Source organism: Agrobacterium sp. CCNWLW32 (genome assembly GCF_037083425.1).
Classification (GTDB): Bacteria; Pseudomonadota; Alphaproteobacteria; order Rhizobiales; family Rhizobiaceae; genus Agrobacterium; species Agrobacterium radiobacter.
In genome coordinates, this window is sequence record NZ_JBAOJM010000004.1 from 113,196 (window position 1) to 130,934 (window position 17,739).

Sequence of the window (17,739 nt, forward strand, 5' to 3'; positions counted from 1 at the left end):
GCAACCCAGCCCGGAGAATTTCTTCCACGCTTCAGAACTTCACGTTCATCGTCGCGATAAAGATACGGCCCGGCGCCGTGTAGGCGCTGGCTGCCGGGATATATTTGCGGTCCGTCAGGTTGTTGACGGCGAAGCGAAGCGTGGCCTTGTCGTTGAAGGCATAGGAACCGTAGAGATCCACCGTCGTGTAGGGATCGGTCACCTCACGCAGATTGCCCTCCGTATCGAGCGTGCGCGACTGCGTTGGCGTGACGTGGTTGAGCCTTGCGCCCAGCGAGAATTTCTCATCGAAGAAACGCATGCCGCCATCGAGCGTCAGCTTCACCTTGGGCGCGACATCGCCGGGCCAGGCGACGATCTCACCCGTTGTCGTGGTAGTGCTGTTGGAGAAAACCTGTGTCTTTTCAGGCCATTCCGTCTTCAGAAACGTCGCCGAGCCGCCGATCCAGAAACTGCGGGCATCGTAATTGCCCTCAAATTCAAGCCCGCGCATATAGGTCGTGCCATCAAGATTGATGAAGCTGGTATAGGTGCGGTCGAGGACCTGATCCGTGACGAGATAACCGAGAGCGATGTAGTCCTTCACCTCCCGGCGAAAGGCGGCCATTTTGATGCGGATGGAATCGTCGTCCAGCAGCACGCCATCGAAGCTGATATTCGCACCGATTTCATAGGTCGTCGCTTTTTCGGCGCGCAGGGCCTGGTTCGGAGCGTATTCGTATCCGGCGCTATCGCCCGGACGCGCACCGGCGAAAAATGCCTCGAGAATTGTCGGCGGACGCAGGCTCTGGGAATAGCTCACATAGGGGCGGAACCAGTCGACGGATTTCAGTTCGATGGTGGCCGAGGGGAGCCAGTCGCTGTAGGTGCGATCGATATCGACATTGTGCTCAGGGTATTCGGTGACGGGTATCGGCGGCGTGGTTGTACCGGTTCCCGGCATGCAGCCCGCCGAGGCGTTGGGCCAGGCACGCGCGAGATAAAGCGCATAACGTGTCGCCCAGCTCGGATTTGCCGGAAGAAAGACCCGATTGAAATAGTCTAGAGCCGTATAGTGGTTACGAACGGGATCGCAAGCAACAGACGTGTCGATGAGATAGCTGCGGGTGCTGTAATAAGTCGCTGACCCTTTCAGGCGCGACCAATCATAACGCACACCGCCGCTGAGCGTGATCCAATCCGCCGGCTCCAATTCCCCGTTTAAAAACAGACTTGCGACATCGCGCCTTCCAGCGGGACTGAAAGCCGTGTAACTGCTGGCATAAGCGGGATTTTGCACGATTGTGGCACTCGTGGCCACGGAGGTAGCGATGTCCCGGAAGGCTTCCGCTCCATAATTCAGGCTGAGTGCACCCGCCACCGTGTCGAAACGACTGGTATTTTCCAGACTACCGCCGAAGCTGCGCAGGCCCATGTCGAGATTGGTTTCAGAAGCATAGCCAGCGCTTCCATCGAGTTTATTGCGCGCCGCACGAAGTTCATGCGTCATATTATCGTTCAGCCACAGCGACGATTTGAAGTCGATGAGCTCGCTCTCCGGGTCCCAGTCCAGCTTCGCAACAACGCTGTCGTTTCGCACGCTTTCCCGGTCGATCACCGTGGACGCGCCCTGAACGAAATCATTCTCCTGATGCATCCAGGAAAGCGAGGCCTTCACGTCGCCGAAGTCGCCTTCACCCTTGAAAAAGGTGGACCAGCCATCGCGGCCGAGCAGGTCTTTCATCGTCAGCGCGGTGCTTCGGGCCTCACCCTTTGTTCCGATCTTGTATTCATCCATGATCGTGCGGCTGTAGCCGGCGACGAAGGAAAGAGGACCATCCGGCGAGCGGACGGCGCCGAGAACCGAGCCCTGAAAATCATAGCCATTGGTGCCGCGGGAAACATTCACTTCCCCACCCTTGTTCTCACCTGCGGCAATCAGATCATCGGCGCTGACGGTGCGGAACTCGACCTTGCCACCCAGAGAGCCGGCATTGCCTGAGCGCGCATTGGTTATTTTCTCGATTTCGACGGCACGGATGAAAGCAACATCGACATAACCCTGCCCGGCGCTTGCGGTGTAGCTCGTCGCGCCGCCGAAAGCCGCACCACGCTGCGCATTCTGCCGCGCACCATCAATGGAGACGACCACGCGGCCGCTTTCCTGCAAACCGCGCACATTGGGCGAAACGGTTGGGAAACTACCATTGCCTTCGCCGGCATAAACGCCCGAAACCCGGTTGAAAACATCGCGCGTGTTGCGCACGCCGGCCGACTGGATCGCCTCACGGCCAACCACGCTGACGCTGGCAGGCGTTTCATAAACCCAGTCGGGCGTGCCCTGATAACCGGAGCCGGCAATGGAATTACGCCCGGTTTTGCCGGTCACGGTAATGGTTTCGAGAACCGTCGTCCCCTCCGTCCCCGAGAGATCGACGGTCGATTGCCCCGTGCCGATGATGACGGTTCTGCCGTTTCCGGTGATGCGGAAATTGACCCCCGTTCCCGCCAGCAACCGCGACAGCGCATCCCGTACCGTGAAACTGCCAGTGACGGCATTGGTGCGCACATTGCCGGCAGACGGGGTGGCAAGCGTGACCTGAAGGCCGGATTGACGCCCGAAAGCGCCCACGACGGAGGATAGTGACTGGGCGGGAATATTGAATGGCCGCGTTGCCCCCTGCTCACCACCGGGGCGCTGAGAATTTGCGGTGTCAGTCCCGGTCTGAGCAAAAATAGGCGCGGCGAATGAAACGGCGATCGCCGTTGTCGCCAGCAGCACGCCCCTGCGCGCCTGCTTTGCCGCTTTTTCCTCTGAACCGGTCTTGCATGTCTGGAGGCGCATATTGCTTTCGTCTTCCTGTCTTTCGCTCCGGATATATCTTGACCGGATTACTCAACAAAAAGACGATTGCCTCGTCGATTTTTTTCAGACTTTCGGGAGAAATTTTATAAATTACTGAAAATAAATATGATTTTTTGTTTCGAAGTGTTTCAGAAACGGGTGATGATGCGGGCGCTGCCGCCGATCGCATGCACCTTGCCCTTGTAGGGTTCCACGAGCGCCTCCAGCGCGCGATCCGGGTCGCGCAGATCGTAAAAACCCGTCACCCTCTGTTCGGCAAGCCGCTTGTCGGCCATCGTCAGCCATGCCGGATGGTAGCGCTGGATCTGCTCCACGACCGAGCCTATCGTCGCATCGACCACGTAGAGTTCACCGTTGCGCCAGCCGCCAATATCCTCGACGGAAACAGTCTCTTTGCGGATCGCGCCGGAAGCATCGATGATCAGCATCTCGCCCGGCACGAGCCGCGTTGACGGCGCATTGCGGAAGGACGCTTCCACGGAACCATGCGCCAGCGCCACTTGCGTCACTCCATCCGTCAGGTCGACGTCAAAAGCCGTGCCCAGCACCTGAACGGTCAGGCTTTTTGCCTTCACGACAAAGGGACGGGTTTTGTCCGGCACGACATCGAAAAAAGCTTCACCCTTCAGCACCGTCACATTGCGACGGCCATCCGTGAAATCCGTTGAAAGCGCGCTCGCCGCCGCAAGCTGCACCTTGCTGCCGTCTTCCAGCGTTATCGTGCGGTTTTCAGCGGTGGTGGTCTGATAATCAGCCTCCAGGCGAACGAAAAATGCTGGAACGAACAGCATCGCAAGACAGAGCGATGCTGCCGCTGCGGCCGCGCCGGCATAATGCCGCACGGACCAGCGCCGCCGCTGCGGCTTTGTCGCGGCCTCACCCGGCAGATGTGGCGCGTCTTCCCAGAGGCTCTTGAATTCCGGCTCTACCAGACCGAGGTTCCGCCACGTCTTGCATGTTCGTTCCCAGGCGAGACGGTTTGCGGGCGCAGCCGCCAGCCATTTTTCAAATTCCGCCTTCAGCCGCGGTTCGGCTGAGCCCGACTGCAAACGCAGCAGCCAGTCAGCCGCCTCTTCCGCCTTCCCGGCCGGCAGTTCAATTTTTTTCTCTGGATCAATGGTCATTGAACCGGGCCAGTTCCTTTTGGGGGGCGGAGGAGAAGCGTCGTCTTCTTCATTGCTATAAAGACGTTTGACGAAGAGTTTTTTTTCACAGGGCGGGACAATCAGGACAATTTACTTCATTTCTTTGGTAATCGCGGCAATGCTGCCCTTGATCAGACGGTGCGCGCTGGCCACGGACACGCCGAGGTGACGCGCAATCTCCTCCATATTGTAACCACCGAATCTGTGCATTTCCAATGCCACCCTTGCCTGAACCGGCAGGCCGGCCAAAATAGTCCGCATCTGCCGGACTTCGTCGCAGAAAAGCGCGTGCTCCTCCGGCGTACCACTGTCCTGCGGCATGCCCCAGAACGGCGTATCGTCCGGCCGTTCCCTCAGGTCCTGGCGGCTGCGCCTGATATTGTCGAGTGCAAGATTGCGAACGATGCGGAAAAGATAGGATTTGAGATTGGAAGGATTGCCGGAGGCCTCGGGAACGAATTTCAGGAATGCTTCCTGAACCACGTCCTCCGCATCCGCCCGCGACCCCAGAATGAGGGTGGCATATTTGATCAGGTCGACCCTATGCGCGACGTAAGCGTTATAACGCTTGTCATCTTCCCGTATGCCCATGTCTCAACCGAGAGAAATTTGAGGGATCGACCAAACCCGCCGTCCCCCGAATGGCCGCGCAGTTTTGCCGTTCAAAGCTCTAGCATCCAAACCGCGGCTCGAACAGATATTTCATGACTTTTATCATCAAGAATTTGTGCAGGCTGCGAATCCAAGCCCCCGTCGGCAAGCGGACCCGGCAACGGATGCGGCCGGGTCTTGACCTGTCAGATGGCCCCGTCGACGATGACCATGGGTCTGCCCTGCGAGCAGGGCTCGATACGGGCATCGATGCGATAGATATCGCGCAGCATTTCAGGGGTTATCACCGCTTCGGTACTGCCGCTCACCACCATTTCACCGCGCGCGATCACCATCGTATTTTCGCAATAACGAAGCGCATGGTTGAGGTCATGCAGGGCGATCAGCACGATCATGCCGGTCTTCTGCGCCAGATCGGTAACGAAGCCCAGAACTTCAATCTGCCGATGGAGATCGAGCGCGGAGGTAGGCTCATCCATCAACAGCACCTCCGGCTTGCGGGCCAGCGCCTGCGCCAGCGAAACAAGCTGCCGCTGGCCACCGGATAGCTCGCCGAGGCCGCGGAAAGCCAGATCGTGGATTTTCAGCGCCTTGAGAATGGCGTCGATCTCGAACAGCTCGTCATCGTGAACCCGCCAGCCGCCGCCCTGCTTGGCGGAAAGAAGCACGGATTCATAGACAGTCAGCACGGCGTTCGCACCGGTATCCTGCGGCATATAGCAGATGGCGCGGTTGCCACGCGCCGTGTCCGAGAGCTCGACCAGACCGGGACCAGAAATCAGGCTGGCGATGCGTTTGAAAAGCGTGGACTTGCCGGCGGCATTCGGGCCGATTACGGCCGTAACACTACCGCTTTCCAGCGTATCGATGCCGACCTTGGAGAGTACAGTGATGCGCCCATAGGCGGCGCCGACATCTCTCAGTGCGAGCGCTACCATGCGCGTCTCCTGTTGCCGAAAATAAGCGCGAAGAAGAAGGGTACGCCGACAAGCGCGGTGATGACACCGATCGGCAGGATGGCACCGGGAATGAGGATCTTGCTGATGACCGAGGTTGCCGACAGAAGCAGCGCGCCGCAGATCACCGAGCCGGGCAGGAAGAAACGCTGGTCTTCGCCAACAACCATGCGGGCGATGTGCGGACCGACCAGCCCGACGAAACCGATGGTGCCGACAAAAGAAACCGGAATGGCCGCCAGAAGGCTGACCGTCAGCATGGTCGTCAACCGCAGCCGCCGGACATTGATGCCCATGCTGGCCGCCTTGTCGTCACCCAGCCTCAGCGCCGTCAGCGCCCAGGCATTGCGCATGAACATCGGCACGGTGACGAGGAGGATGGCGGCCGTGATATAGACCTTGTCCCAGGTCGCCTTGGTCAGGCTGCCCATGGTCCAGAAAACCACGGCGGCAAGCGCCTGTTCAGACGCCAGATATTCAAGCAGCGACAGCGCCGCATTGAAAGTGAACACCAGCGCGATGCCGAGCAGCACGATGGTTTCAACCGTCACCCCGCGAAGCGTCGAGGCGAAATGGATGAAGAGGGCCGCGACCATGGCCATGATGAAAGCATTGATAGGCACCATGTAATGCACCGCGCCCGGAAAGATCGCCACGCCGCCAACCAGCGCCAGCGCCGCACCAAAACTTGCCGCGGCGGAAATGCCGAGCGTGAAGGGGCTGGCAAGCGGGTTAGACAGGATGGTCTGCATCTGTGCGCCCGCAACCGAAAGCGACGCGCCGACAGTGACTGCCATCAGTGCGATCGGCATGCGGATATCCCAGATCACCACCCGGAGCTGGTTTCCGACGGCAGCCGGATCGGCAATGGTCGCCAGAACCTCGGAGAGCGTGTAGCGCGCCGGGCCGAGCGCCATGTCGGCGGCCATGCTGAAACACAGGGCGATAAAAAGCCCGAAGAGGATGATGATCCTGCGCGCGGCAAGGGCGCGATATTGATCGCGCCCACTGATGCCAACCGCGCTTTCATTCAGCGAACTCATTGGTTCAAACCTTTTTCCAGCGAGGCGAAATAGCCCGGCTTGTAGGTGACGGGAAGGAATTTGCGGTGAAACTCCTCAAAATTCTTTTCGGGATCGAGATCGGCGAAGAGATCGGGATGGAACCACTTGGCGAATTGCTGGATCGGGAAGAACTCGTAAGGCGCGCCATAGAACTGATGCCAGACGGCGTGGACATTGCCTTCCTTCACGGCCTTCAGTTCAGGAAACGGCGTGCGCTTCATCAGGTTGGCGAGCCTATCGCGGGAAAGGGTCATATCCGCGCCGCGGCCGACAGGAACGAACTGGTTGATGTCGGATTCGGCCGCCCAGTTGGAGCCTGTGACGATGACATGGTCCGGATCGGCAACGACGAGCTGCTCTGGATTGAGATCGCCGAACGTCGTATTGATGATGCCGTCGGCAATATTGTGGCCGCCGGCAAGATCGACCATCGCACCGAAATTGACTGGCCCGAAAGTGCGGCAGCAATTGTTTTCGCCGGAAATGCCGGGCGCACGTTCGATGAAGACGTTCGGGCGCTTCAGGTCCTTGACGCTTGCTAGCCGATCGGTCACGCGGGCGATTTCAGCACGGCGGTAGGCAATGAATTCCCTCGCGCGCTCTTCGGCGCCAAACAGCTTGCCGAGAATCTCGACCGAGGCTTCGCTGTTCTTTTCAGGATCGATGCGGAAATCGAGATAGATGATCTTGATACCGGCGGCGGCGGCCTTTTCTTCGAAACCACTTTCCTTCGCGGACTTCTCCGCTTCCAGATTGAGGGTGATCACATCCGGCGAAAGGGTGATGGCGGTTTCCAGGCTGAAATCGCCCTGCGGCACATAACCGAAACGCAGCAGTTTCTCGATCTGCGGAAAACGCTCGACATAGGCGGCATAACTGTCGGGATCCTTCTTGAGAAGGTCGTCACGCCAGCCGACGATGGTATCAAAGGTCTGCTCGCCCTTGAGCGCCGCGATGACGTGCACCTGACGGGCTTCACCAACGATAACGCGCTTGGCTGGCAGGTCCAGCTCAACCTTGCGCCCGGTGACATCGGTGATTTCCCCGGCACGAGCCGTCACGGCGAGAAGGGAGAAGGCCAGCACCGCAAGATGCCTGAGAGCGTTGAGCCGCATGAGAAGTCCTCATTGAGTTCCAAAACAAAGCGATAAAGCCGCATGGCTGCGGCTTTATCCATCGGTCGGACGGCGCTCCCCTTCACCGTCCCTGTATTACTTGGCGTCCTTCAGCGAAACGAAGTAGCCGGGCTTGTAGTCGAGCGGCAGGAAGCGGGCATGCAGCTCCTTGAAGGTCGCCTCGGGGTCCAGATCCTTAAAGAGGTCGGGATGCAGCCACTTGGCGATTTCCTGAATGGCCACGAACTGGTAGGGATTGTTGTAGAACTGATGCCAGATGGCGTGGACATTGCCGTCCTTCACCGCCTGCACACCGGTGAAAGCCGGGCGCTTGGTCAGGTTTTCAAGCTTGCGATGCGCTTCCTTCAGATCCGCGCCATAACCGACGCCGACCCAGTTGCCGCCCGGCACATAACCGTTCCAGTTGCCGCCGGTGATGATGACCTGCTCCGGGTTGGAGGCGATGATCTGTTCCGGATTGACGTTGCCGAAGGTGCCGGGAATGATGTCCTTGGCCATGTTGATGCCGCCGGCAAGCTCCACCATCTTGCCGAAATTCTCGTTGCCGAAAGACATGCAGCAATCGTCGGAGTAACCGCCGGCGCGCTCCATGAACACGACAGGCTTCTTCGGATTGGCTTTTTCAAGCGTATCGGTGACCTTGGCGATGGAGTCGGCGCGGAACTTGATGAAGTCCTCGGCGATCTTTTCCTTGCCGGTCAGCTGGCCCATGAGGCGCATGCTCGGCTCGGTATTTTCCATCGGCTTTTCGCGGAAATCGACGTAAACCAGCGGAATGCCGACCTTGGCGAGCTTTTCGATATAGCCTGCTTCTTCGGTCGCCGTCTTGGCGTCGATATTCATCAGGATCACGTCAGGCTTCAGCGAAACGGCCTGCTCGATGTCGAAGGTGCCGTCCTTCATGCCGCCGAAAGTGGGCAGCTTGGCAACCTCGGGATATTTGGCGAGATAGGCGGCATAGGTTTCCGGATCAGCTTTCGCCAGATCGTCGCGCCAGCCAACGACGTGCTGGAAAGGGTTTTCCTTGTCGAGCGCAGCCAGGAAATAAATCTGGCGACCTTCGCCGAGGATGACGTGCGATACGGGCACATTGACCTCGACATCGCGGCCCGTCACATCCTTGACGGTGACCTTTTCGGCGAATGCCGGCCATGCGGCGGATACGAGAAGGCCAAGGGCAAGTGCCGCAGATTTGGCTGAGATGCGCATCGGATATTGCTCTCCAGTGTTGACTGGCGCGGCTGTATTATTTTCTGACTGTACTAGTCAACATTTATGTTTTAGAGCCATTCTTAACTGACCGGTACATGAGTTGAACACCGATGATCGATACCATCCAATACGGCAAAAACGACAGTCTGAGAGACGAAATCAAATCCTATTGGTCCGGCCGCGCCGCGACTTTCGACCTTTCGCCCGGGCATGAAATTTTCTCCGAAGACGAGCGTGCAGCCTGGCACGCGCTTATCCTGAAACATCTGGGCCGCGGAGAGGGCCGCAAGGCGCTTGATCTCGCCAGCGGCACCGGCGTCATCTCACACCTGATGGACGATCTCGGTTTTCAGGTTACCGGCATGGACTGGTCGGAAACGATGCTGGCCCTTGCCCGGGAAAAAGCGAAAAAACGTGGACGCAACATCCGCTTTTTCGTCGGCGATGCCGAAAACACCATGGAGCCGGATGAAAGCGCCGACGTCATCATCACCCGTCATCTGGTCTGGACGCTGGTGGACCCACAGGCGAGTTTTGCCGAATGGTTCCGTGTCTTGAAACCCGGCGGGCGGCTTCTGATCGTTGACGGCGATTTCGTGAATACCGGCTGGCGCGAAAAGCTGGTGAAGAAACTGGCGGCCAGCCTCGAAAACATCGGCCTCATTAAACCGGACCAGCCGCACAAGCCGGCGGACCCGGAAAATACCTTCAACAGCATCCTCTCGCGGGTCTATTTTTCGAAGGGCGCAAGGGCCGGCGATGTCGCGGCGCTGTTGCGCACGACCGGTTTCGAACCTGTCGCGATCGATCAGGAACTTCAGGCCATTCACCGCGCCCAGGCGAAAAACTTCAGCCTTCTAAAAGGCGTCCTGCGCGGGCTGCAGCATCGTTATGCGGTATGTGCGGTGAAGCCGGATGTTACTGGCAAAAGCTGAGGCGGCATCAACCGCCGCAGCTGGGCCTCCGACATCGCTTTATTTTTCCGCCTGCTCGAAAAGATCGTCGAACCGTGGTTTGGCGCGACCCGGCACGTCCACCGTCCTGTAGCTCTGCGGCAGGGTCGCATCGCCCACCTTGATCAGCATGACCATGCCCATGCCGTAATGCGGCGAGCATTTTATGCCGTAAAAGCCCGGCTTTTCGAACCCGGTCTCGAACTCGTCATTGATCCGGCTTTTGAACCCTTCGACACCTTCCGGAACCATGCCATCGATGGTCGCGGCATTGTGGCTCTTGTGAGTGGGCACAAAGCGTACGCGGTCGCCGGGCGCGATTTCGAGAAAATCGGGCTCGAATACCATCGGGCCCTTTTCGCCCCGGTTCAGCATTTTCACCTCGAAGGTCTCGGCTGAAGCCTGAAGCGGAAAGCCCGTGACCGTCACGGCAATTGCGGCAGCGGCGTAAAAGAGTCTGGTCTTTGCAGCGGCGTTTGCGAGCATCGTCAACATCATCATCGTGCCAATACTTTCCTTGGGTGCTCGGCCCGCCCATGGGCCGGCAGAAAACGAATATGGGAAAAGCCGCCCTCGTCCGTGGTGACGACACATTCGACTCCGAAAACCTCGGCTATTGTCGCCGGTGTCAGAACGTCCCGCGGCGGGCCGACCGCGATCATCTCACCCCGATGCATGATGGCGACGCGGTCGCAGAACATGGCGGCGTGATTGAGATCGTGCAGCGCCGCAACGACGGTCAGACCCTGCCGGCGCACCAGATCGAGCAGGCCGATCTGGTGGCCTATGTCAAGGTGATTGGTCGGTTCGTCCAGCAGCAGGATATGCGGCTCCTGCGTCAATGCGCGGGCAATGTGCAGGCGCTGGCGTTCGCCGCCGGAAAGATGATGCCAGTTGCGCTCCGCCTTGTCGGCCATGTCGACATTGGCAAGTGCCGCATCAACAATGGCGTCGTCATTCTGTGACCAAGCGGAAAGCGGCCCGAGATAGGGCGTGCGTCCAAGCTCCACGGCCTGCCGTGCGGTGATGCGCTCGGTGGTTTCAGCCTGTTGCTCCACGAAGGCAAGCCGGCGGGCAAGATCGCGGCGTCCCAGCGAGGCAAGCGGCTCCTCGCCAAGCGTAACGTGCCCCCGGCGTGGTTTGCGAATTCCCGCCAGCATGGAAAGCAGCGTGCTCTTGCCGGAACCATTCGGGCCGATGATGCCCAGAAACTCCCCGGAACCGACATTGAGCGAAACGCCGCGCACGATATCGATATTGCCGGCATGGAAATGCAGGCCGTGGGCGGATAACTTCATGACCGCGCCCTCTTTTGCCCCAGGATGAAGGCGAAGGCGGGCGCGCCGACCAGCGCGGTGATGACGCCGATGGGCAGCACCTGCCCCGGAATGACGATGCGCGAGAGAATATCCGCGACTATCATGAAAACCGCACCGGTCAGTGCCGTCACCGGCAGCAAGATGCCATGGCGAACGCCGACGAAGATGCGCGCGGCATGGGGAATGACGAGCCCGACGAAACCGATGGAGCCGACCAGCGACACCATCGCGGCCGTCATGATTGCCGAAACCGAGATCAGCACCGCATAGACCCACCGCACCGGGATACCGAGTGAAGCGGCGGCTTGACCGCCGAAGGCAAAGGCATCCAGCGCCCGGGCATACCAGAGACACACAGCAAGACCCGCAAGGCTGACCGGCAGCGCCAGCCAGACATCCGGCCAGCGCACGCCCGAGAGGTTGCCGAGCAGCCAGAACATAATGCCGCGCGCCTGTTCCGCATTGGCGGATTTGGTGACGATGAAAGAGGTCATGGCGTTGAACAGCTGCGACCCGGCCACCCCCGCCAGAATGATGGCGCTGTTGCCATGTCCCGCCCGCACCGCGAGAAGGCTGACCAGAGAAAAGGCCACAAAAGCACCGATGAGCGCGCCGGCCGGCATCGTCAGGAAACCCGCGCCAAAACCCAGAAGCGCGACAGCGACGGCACCGGTGGAGGCGCCGGCGGAAATGCCGAGAATATAGGGATCGGCAAGCGGGTTGCGCAGAAGCGATTGCAGCACCGCCCCGGCGAGCGCCAGCGAAGCCCCGCAGCAGGCGGCGACAACGGCGCGGCTGAGGCGATAACTCCAGACAATGCCCTCATCCAGCGGCTCCAACGGATAACCCGCATGGAAAACACGGTTGGCGATAGTTTTCGCCACGACGTCAAAGGGAATGGCGGTCTCGCCGATGGCCGCTCCGGCCATCAGCGCGACGAGCAGCAGGGCGAGCGCGGCGAAAGCCAGTCCCACCCTGCCGAAATGGACGGAAAGACTGTTCACTTGGCGAGGCCGGCAGCCGAAATCGCTTCAGCCAGCGTTTCGATGCCTTCAATGGTGCGAATGGTCGGGTTCATCGCCTGCGCATCCATTTCGAACACATGACCTTGCTTGACGGCGGGCATGATGCTGGCCACGGGATCGCTGGCGAGGAACTTCAGCTTGACGGCGACATCGTCAGCCGGGAAGCGACGGCGGTCCATCTTGCCGGCGACGATGACGGACGGATTTGCCTTGGCGATGGTTTCCCAGCCGACGGTCGGCCATTCCTCATCGCTTTCGATGACATTCTTTAAGCCCAGTGCGGACATGATGTAACCGGGCGCGCCGTTGCGGCCGGCCACATAGGGGTCGATATCCAGCTCGGCGCTGGAGAACCAGAAGACGGCGGAAAGCTTGCCATTTGCCGAGGCGATCTTGGTGCGGGCGGCTTCCTCACGCTTCTTCAGATCGGCAACGACTTCCTCGCCGCGATCCTGCACGTTGAAGATTTTGGCGAGATCGCGGATTTCCTGATAGATCAGATCCATGGTGAAGCCGGTGTTGCGCACGCCGTCGCCACCGCCGGAATTATCCTTGCCGATGCAATCGGCAGGCGAGGTATAGACGGGAATGCCGAGTTCGGCGAATTGCACCGGCGTTCCGACGACGCCTTCAGGGCCGATCTGCCACTGGAACTGCGTCGTCACGAGGTCAGGCCTCTTGCCGACAACCGCCTCAAAGCTCGGATCATTATCGGCCAGTCGCTCGACCTTGGCATTGGCCTCCTCGTAGCCCTTCAGAACCGGGCCGATCCACAGCGCCGTGCCGACCACCTTGTCAGCAACCCCGAGCAGATAAAGAACCTCGGTCGTGCTCTGGCCGACGGATACGGTGCGGGCGGGAGCCTGCTTGAAGGTGATCTCCTGACCGCAGCTGTTGATCGTCAGGGGGTAAGTGGTTTCGGCAGCGTTAGCGTTGGCAAGAGGCAAAACCGCAAACGCGGCGGCCAGAAAGCCGGCATGGACCGGCAGGCGTCTAGAACGAAACATGTGTTCTCCAGTCGAAAGTAAAACTTATTCCAGAGCAGCAGGCGTCAGAACGCGCAGCAACAGCGGGACGTCTTGTACGGAGAACGACGACGGGACGCAAACCAAATGTTATGAAATAACATTACAATCTCCTCCTCCGGGCTTCCCCGCCCGTAACGATGGTTCATATTTTGACGGCAGGTCTCCTGGCTCACGGATTTGCGTCACTCATCTGCCTTCCCGCATTCCAGAGAATACAGTGGCATGACGCCTTGAAGCGTCACTGGGATGAACGACAATCCGCTTACAGTTGCGGGGGCAGCCACGGCATTGGGCGAAAAAGATCGCCCGCACCATGTTCCCTATTAATCCCTTCGCCTTTCGGCTGCAGGAACCGTCGCTTTCTCACATAAGGGGCAACGGGCGGGGCGTCAATTGCGATAGTGCCGCACCTCAGCACAAAGACGGGCCAGCCAGGGCGAAAATCATTGCGGGACCAGAGCCGGCCGGTTGCGGCACGTTTTTCGACATGGTGGTCAGCGTTTCGATCACCACCAGGCCGGATTGCGTCAGAAAGTCGGTCAGAAGACCACTGTCACGCACGGCATCGAGACGGACGAGCTGATCGTCCAGATCGGAAAAATGCCGCCTGACCAGCGCAATGGCCTGCGTTTCCTCACCCGCAACGACCGGGCCGACAATATGGCCCCGTCCCGCTGCGCGCCGCAATGCAAAGGCCACGAGACGATCCGCCTCGAACAGGCCATAACCCTTATTTTCCCGCAGGAGACGCTGCAGGACGCGCTGGCGCGAGACACCGAAAGCCGCCTGATCCAGATCCGCAACAGCGGACAAATGGTCCTCCGAAAGCGGCTCGATCCTCTGTTTTCTTCCGAGCGTCGGCATCTCGGCAGGGCAGCGCGCCTTGCCGCGAAGGAGATGTACTTTTTCCGCATCTCCGGCAAAACCCAGCCGGGCAAAAAGCCGCCGCGACGCTTCCGTGGCGTTCAGCCGCAGTGCAGCGTCAGGGTAATCTGCCATGAGTTGCCCCACCAGCCACGGTGCAACGCCCTGCCCCTGCAAACGCGGGGAAACGATGACCATACCGACCGTCGCGAAACCTTCATCATAAGGAAACAGCATGGCGGTTGCGACAACGCGATCAATTTCGTCAAGCGCAGCAAGGCCGATGCCACATTGACGCAGGAAACACCATTCATTCGCGTGGTATCGCCATCCGACAGCCATGGAGAGGGCATGCAGATGATCGGCCTCCACATCGGCGATATCCACGGTTCGCAACTCGAAACTATCGACCTTGAGCAGCTCCATGACAAACGGCTCTCATTCCCTCCGGCGCGGAACCTTGATCCCGGCAGCCCAGCCCACGACATCCGAAGATAACCAGCCTTGCCGGCAGGAATTTTCCGAAAGCGCTGGAAAGACACAACAATCTACCGAAAACACCCCTATTTCAGCAGATAAACGCCGCCGGCCGCTCTAAGCTTTTCGACGTTGAAGCGGCGGAGACAGCCATGAACGCAATCGAAATTCTGGAGCGTCTTGTCGGCTTCCCATCGGTCGTCGGAACCGCCAATGGCGATATCGCCGGGTGGATCGCCGATTATCTGGATAGTCACGGCGCGAAAGTATCGCTGCTTGCCGGTCCCGAGGGCGACCGCGCCAATCTCTTCGCCAGCTTCGGGCCGACAGATACCAGCGGATACATCCTGTCCGGCCATATGGATGTGGTGCCTGCCGGTGAGCCGGAATGGTCCTCCGATCCCTTCACCCTGAGAGCGGAAGGCGAGCGTCTTTACGGACGCGGAACCACCGACATGAAGGGATTTCTGGCCACGGTTCTCGCCGCGGCACCGGCATTTTCGCGCATGGCGCTGAATCGCCCCATTCATATTGCCTTTTCCTATGACGAGGAGGCGGGCTGCCGCGGCGTCCCGCACCTCATTGCCCGATTGCCGGAACTATGCGCAAAACCGGCGGGCGCGATCATCGGCGAACCGAGCAATCTGCGTGCCGTGCGCGCCCACAAGGGCAAGGCCGCTGCACGCATCACCATTCGCGGCCGCTCCGGCCATTCCTCGCGGCCGGATCAGGGCGTGAACGCCATCCATTTGATCACCGGCATCATGGCGAAGGCTGTCGAGACCGCACAGGCCCTCACGCAGGGCCCCTTCGAGGCGACATTCGAGCCCCCCTATTCTTCCCTACAGATCGGCACGGTGAAAGGCGGACAGGCGATCAACATCATTCCCGATCTCTGCGCCATCGAACTGGAAGCACGAGCGATTGCCGGTGTGTCGCCGCTCGCCCTGCTCCAGCCGGTGCGTGACGGCGTCGAAGCGCTCGCCGCTGAGGGCATCGACATAGAATGGGCGCCGATGAGCGATTATCCGGCGCTGTCCCTCGCCGCCGATGCGCCGCTCGTGAAGCTTCTGGAAGAATTGACCGGCGCGCCCTGCATCGCCGCCGTCAGCTACGGCACGGAGGCCGGGCTCTTTCAGGCTGCCGGCATCGACGCCATCATCTGCGGCCCGGGCGATATCGGCCGCGCCCACAAGCCGGACGAATTCATAACGGCCGGCGAACTTTCGGCCTGCCAGTCAATGCTGGAAACACTGGCGAACCGCTGCACGGTTTAAACCTTCGGAACCACGGATATCAGATGACGTTTTTCTTCAATTCCGACGCGAAGCGCGGCGAGATTTTCCGGCAGGCCCTGGCCCGCGACCTGCCGGAGCTGCCCTTCTCGATGGATGCCGCCAGCGTTGATGCCGATACGGTTCGATATCTCATCACCTGGACCGTGCCTGATGATATCGGCCGCTACCGCAATCTCGAAATCCTGTTTTCCATCGGTGCGGGTGTCGATCAGTTCCACATCGATGCGGTCCCTGCGCATGTGAAGGTCGTGCGCATGGTGGATGAAGGCATCATCCGCATGATGCAGGAATATGTAAGCCTTGGCGTGCTGGCGCTTCACCGCAACCTGCCGGTCTATTTAAAACAGCAGCGCCAGCAACTCTGGAAGGCTTTGCCGCAACGTCAGGCGGAAGAGTGCCGCGTGGGCGTTCTCGGCCTCGGCATGCTGGGTGTTGCGGCGCTGGAGCGGCTGAAACCCTTCGGTTTTCCACTTTCCGGCTGGAGCCGTTCCCCGCGCGCGATCGACGGCGTCACCTGCCATCACGGCGAAGCCGGATTGGCCGCCATCCTCTCGACAAGCGATATTCTCGTCTGCCTGCTGCCGCTGACCGAAGAGACCGTGGGGCTTCTGAACGGCGAACGTCTGGCAATGCTTCCGGAAGGCGCTGGCCTCGTTCACGCCGGGCGCGGCAAACAACTCGACCACGACGCCCTCGTCGATGCGCTGGATAATGGCGGGCTCTCGGGCGCGGTGATCGACGTCACCGAACCCGAACCGCTGCCGGAAGAGCATCGTTTCTGGACCCATCCGAAAATTCTTCTGACGCCGCATATCGCCAGCGTCACCCAGCCGCATTCGGCAGCACGCACCGTTGTCGAAAACATCAAACGATACCAGTCCGGCCTCGAGCCGCTCGGCCTCGTCGACCGCAACCGCGGATATTGATCATACCGTTCCAGGAAAGGACACCCATGCCGCTTCTCAAGACCATCGACACCCATCCCGCCTTCGAACCGAAAGCTTCCAAGGCCCTGCCGGAACGCCTCATCTCCGGCGATCCGTCCTTCAAAACCTGGCCGCTGGACGAAGCCCGCAACGGCACCGTCCACACCGGCATCTGGGAAGCGACGCCGGGCGAAAGCCATTCGATCAAGGGCGAAACCTTCGAATTCTGCCATATCCTCGAAGGCGTCATCGAAATCACGCCGGAAGGCGGCGCACCGCTGCGTTATACGGCGGGCGACAGTTTCGTCATGAAGCCGGGCTTCGTCGGCGTATGGAAAACCATTGAAACCGTCCGCAAGATCTATGTTACGGTGAACGGATGAGCTGGGAACCGACCATTTTCGAAATTACCCGCGACGGCTACGTGATGAGCACCGATCCGACGCGTGTCGATTTCGATCTGGTCCATGGTTTTCTCGCCCGCGATTCCTACTGGGCGCAGGGAATGACCGCCGACCGGCTGAAGCGGGCGCTTTCGCATTCGCTGCCGGTTGGCGTCTACGCCCCCGATGGTTCCATGGCCGCCTTCGCCCGTCTGGTGACGGACTATGCCGTTTTCGGCTATCTGCGCGATGTCTTCACGGTGGAGGATCATCGCGGTCGCGGCCTTGCTTCCTGGATCGCCACCGAGATACGCAGGCATCCGGAGCTCTCAACGGTATCAAGCTGGATGCTCGCGACCCGCGACGCCCATGGCGTCTATGAAAAGGCCGGCTATCGCGCCGCACCGCATCCCGAATATTACATGACGGTGCCAAAACCCGGCGAAGGCTGATCAGCCTGACTTGCACGTCATGTCGGCCATCATCATAACCTGGA

17 protein-coding genes and 1 riboswitch are annotated in these 17,739 nt (G+C 59.8%); of the genes, 5 read left to right on the forward strand and 12 right to left on the reverse strand.

Annotated features, from left to right (window positions below):
• Window positions 1-31: 31 nt before the first annotated feature.
• From V6R85_RS10960 to V6R85_RS10990, 7 genes are all read right to left on the reverse strand, one after another.
• Window positions 32-2,824, reverse strand: coding sequence for a TonB-dependent receptor (locus tag V6R85_RS10960; RefSeq protein WP_112958583.1), 2,793 nt, complete (start codon window positions 2,822-2,824; stop codon window positions 32-34).
• 149 nt (window positions 2,825-2,973) lie between these two features.
• A complete protein-coding gene (locus V6R85_RS10965; protein ID WP_111833845.1) occupies window positions 2,974-3,969 on the reverse strand; it encodes a FecR family protein in 996 nt (331 codons plus the stop codon).
• Between the two features lie 111 nt (window positions 3,970-4,080).
• The gene (locus V6R85_RS10970; protein WP_003506803.1) at window positions 4,081-4,581 is read right to left on the reverse strand and encodes an RNA polymerase sigma factor; all 501 of its coding nucleotides are present in this window, start codon (window positions 4,579-4,581) and stop codon (window positions 4,081-4,083) included.
• A 206-nt stretch (window positions 4,582-4,787) separates the two neighbouring features.
• Entirely contained in the window at window positions 4,788-5,540 is a 753-nt protein-coding gene (locus V6R85_RS10975; RefSeq protein WP_003506804.1) for an ABC transporter ATP-binding protein, read from the reverse strand.
• Window positions 5,534-6,601 carry a FecCD family ABC transporter permease gene (locus V6R85_RS10980; RefSeq protein ID WP_003506805.1) on the reverse strand — a complete coding sequence of 356 codons (1,068 nt, stop codon included), beginning with the start codon at window positions 6,599-6,601 and terminating at the stop codon, window positions 5,534-5,536. Before V6R85_RS10980 ends, V6R85_RS10975 begins: the two co-directional genes overlap by 7 nt.
• Window positions 6,598-7,737 (reverse strand): ABC transporter substrate-binding protein, encoded by a 1,140-nt coding sequence (locus tag V6R85_RS10985; protein WP_111817661.1) that lies wholly within the window; start codon window positions 7,735-7,737, stop codon window positions 6,598-6,600. The genes V6R85_RS10980 and V6R85_RS10985 overlap by 4 nt, the downstream gene beginning before the upstream one ends.
• A gap of 96 nt (window positions 7,738-7,833) precedes the next feature.
• Window positions 7,834-8,967 carry an ABC transporter substrate-binding protein gene (locus V6R85_RS10990; RefSeq protein WP_003506807.1) on the reverse strand — a complete coding sequence of 378 codons (1,134 nt, stop codon included), beginning with the start codon at window positions 8,965-8,967 and terminating at the stop codon, window positions 7,834-7,836.
• Between the two features lie 113 nt (window positions 8,968-9,080).
• Here V6R85_RS10990 and V6R85_RS10995 point away from each other — a divergent pair, with 113 nt between their 5' ends.
• On the forward strand, window positions 9,081-9,905 hold the full coding sequence (locus V6R85_RS10995; protein WP_060726925.1) for a class I SAM-dependent methyltransferase: 825 nt from the start codon (window positions 9,081-9,083) through the stop codon (window positions 9,903-9,905).
• 39 nt (window positions 9,906-9,944) lie between these two features.
• Here the strand turns inward: V6R85_RS10995 and V6R85_RS11000 are convergent, their stop codons facing one another.
• The 5 genes from V6R85_RS11000 to V6R85_RS11020 all read right to left on the reverse strand — a co-directional run bounded on the left by V6R85_RS11000 (window position 9,945) and on the right by V6R85_RS11020 (window position 14,585).
• Window positions 9,945-10,424 (reverse strand): pseudoazurin, encoded by a 480-nt coding sequence (locus V6R85_RS11000; RefSeq protein WP_111833846.1) that lies wholly within the window; start codon window positions 10,422-10,424, stop codon window positions 9,945-9,947.
• Complete coding sequence (locus tag V6R85_RS11005) at window positions 10,421-11,221, reverse strand: ABC transporter ATP-binding protein (protein ID WP_099087199.1); 801 nt, start codon at window positions 11,219-11,221, stop codon at window positions 10,421-10,423. Before V6R85_RS11005 ends, V6R85_RS11000 begins: the two co-directional genes overlap by 4 nt.
• Window positions 11,218-12,246, reverse strand: coding sequence for a FecCD family ABC transporter permease (locus V6R85_RS11010; protein WP_111793851.1), 1,029 nt, complete (start codon window positions 12,244-12,246; stop codon window positions 11,218-11,220). Before V6R85_RS11010 ends, V6R85_RS11005 begins: the two co-directional genes overlap by 4 nt.
• Window positions 12,243-13,274, reverse strand: a complete 1,032-nt coding sequence (locus V6R85_RS11015) for an ABC transporter substrate-binding protein (protein WP_111793850.1) — start codon at window positions 13,272-13,274, stop codon at window positions 12,243-12,245. Before V6R85_RS11015 ends, V6R85_RS11010 begins: the two co-directional genes overlap by 4 nt.
• Window positions 13,275-13,432: 158 nt before the next feature.
• Window positions 13,433-13,667, reverse strand: a riboswitch (cobalamin riboswitch).
• A 39-nt stretch (window positions 13,668-13,706) separates the two neighbouring features.
• Window positions 13,707-14,585 (reverse strand): GNAT family N-acetyltransferase, encoded by an 879-nt coding sequence (locus V6R85_RS11020; RefSeq protein ID WP_111833847.1) that lies wholly within the window; start codon window positions 14,583-14,585, stop codon window positions 13,707-13,709.
• 203 nt (window positions 14,586-14,788) lie between these two features.
• Between V6R85_RS11020 and argE the strand changes: the two genes are divergently transcribed.
• Genes argE through V6R85_RS11040 form a run of 4 tightly spaced genes read left to right on the forward strand, consistent with a single transcriptional unit; the run spans window position 14,789 to window position 17,695 of the window.
• Entirely contained in the window at window positions 14,789-15,913 is a 1,125-nt protein-coding gene (argE, locus tag V6R85_RS11025) for an acetylornithine deacetylase (protein ID WP_003506822.1), read from the forward strand.
• Window positions 15,914-15,936: 23 nt separating this feature from the next.
• Window positions 15,937-16,860, forward strand: a complete 924-nt coding sequence (locus tag V6R85_RS11030) for a 2-hydroxyacid dehydrogenase (RefSeq protein WP_003506824.1) — start codon at window positions 15,937-15,939, stop codon at window positions 16,858-16,860.
• A gap of 26 nt (window positions 16,861-16,886) precedes the next feature.
• On the forward strand, window positions 16,887-17,243 hold the full coding sequence (locus tag V6R85_RS11035) for a cupin domain-containing protein (RefSeq protein ID WP_111833848.1): 357 nt from the start codon (window positions 16,887-16,889) through the stop codon (window positions 17,241-17,243).
• Complete coding sequence (locus V6R85_RS11040) at window positions 17,240-17,695, forward strand: GNAT family N-acetyltransferase (protein ID WP_111833849.1); 456 nt, start codon at window positions 17,240-17,242, stop codon at window positions 17,693-17,695. Before V6R85_RS11035 ends, V6R85_RS11040 begins: the two co-directional genes overlap by 4 nt.
• Window positions 17,696-17,739 lie beyond the last annotated feature (44 nt).

Bases quoted from the DNA above. Each gene is read 5' to 3' on its own strand.
- V6R85_RS10960 (WP_112958583.1), bottom strand. From the start codon at position 2,824: ATGCGCCTCCAGACATGCAAGACCGGTTCAGAGGAAAAAGCGGCAAAG.
- V6R85_RS10965 (WP_111833845.1), bottom strand. From the start codon at position 3,969: ATGACCATTGATCCAGAGAAAAAAATTGAACTGCCGGCCGGGAAGGCG.
- V6R85_RS10970 (WP_003506803.1), bottom strand. From the start codon at position 4,581: ATGGGCATACGGGAAGATGACAAGCGTTATAACGCTTACGTCGCGCAT.
- V6R85_RS10975 (WP_003506804.1), bottom strand. From the start codon at position 5,540: ATGGTAGCGCTCGCACTGAGAGATGTCGGCGCCGCCTATGGGCGCATC.
- V6R85_RS10980 (WP_003506805.1), bottom strand. From the start codon at position 6,601: ATGAGTTCGCTGAATGAAAGCGCGGTTGGCATCAGTGGGCGCGATCAA.
- V6R85_RS10985 (WP_111817661.1), bottom strand. From the start codon at position 7,737: ATGCGGCTCAACGCTCTCAGGCATCTTGCGGTGCTGGCCTTCTCCCTT.
- V6R85_RS10990 (WP_003506807.1), bottom strand. From the start codon at position 8,967: ATGCGCATCTCAGCCAAATCTGCGGCACTTGCCCTTGGCCTTCTCGTA.
- V6R85_RS10995 (WP_060726925.1), top strand. From the start codon at position 9,081: ATGATCGATACCATCCAATACGGCAAAAACGACAGTCTGAGAGACGAA.
- V6R85_RS11000 (WP_111833846.1), bottom strand. From the start codon at position 10,424: ATGATGATGTTGACGATGCTCGCAAACGCCGCTGCAAAGACCAGACTC.
- V6R85_RS11005 (WP_099087199.1), bottom strand. From the start codon at position 11,221: ATGAAGTTATCCGCCCACGGCCTGCATTTCCATGCCGGCAATATCGAT.
- V6R85_RS11015 (WP_111793850.1), bottom strand. From the start codon at position 13,274: ATGTTTCGTTCTAGACGCCTGCCGGTCCATGCCGGCTTTCTGGCCGCC.
- V6R85_RS11020 (WP_111833847.1), bottom strand. From the start codon at position 14,585: ATGGAGCTGCTCAAGGTCGATAGTTTCGAGTTGCGAACCGTGGATATC.
- argE (WP_003506822.1), top strand. From the start codon at position 14,789: ATGAACGCAATCGAAATTCTGGAGCGTCTTGTCGGCTTCCCATCGGTC.
- V6R85_RS11030 (WP_003506824.1), top strand. From the start codon at position 15,937: ATGACGTTTTTCTTCAATTCCGACGCGAAGCGCGGCGAGATTTTCCGG.
- V6R85_RS11035 (WP_111833848.1), top strand. From the start codon at position 16,887: ATGCCGCTTCTCAAGACCATCGACACCCATCCCGCCTTCGAACCGAAA.
- V6R85_RS11040 (WP_111833849.1), top strand. From the start codon at position 17,240: ATGAGCTGGGAACCGACCATTTTCGAAATTACCCGCGACGGCTACGTG.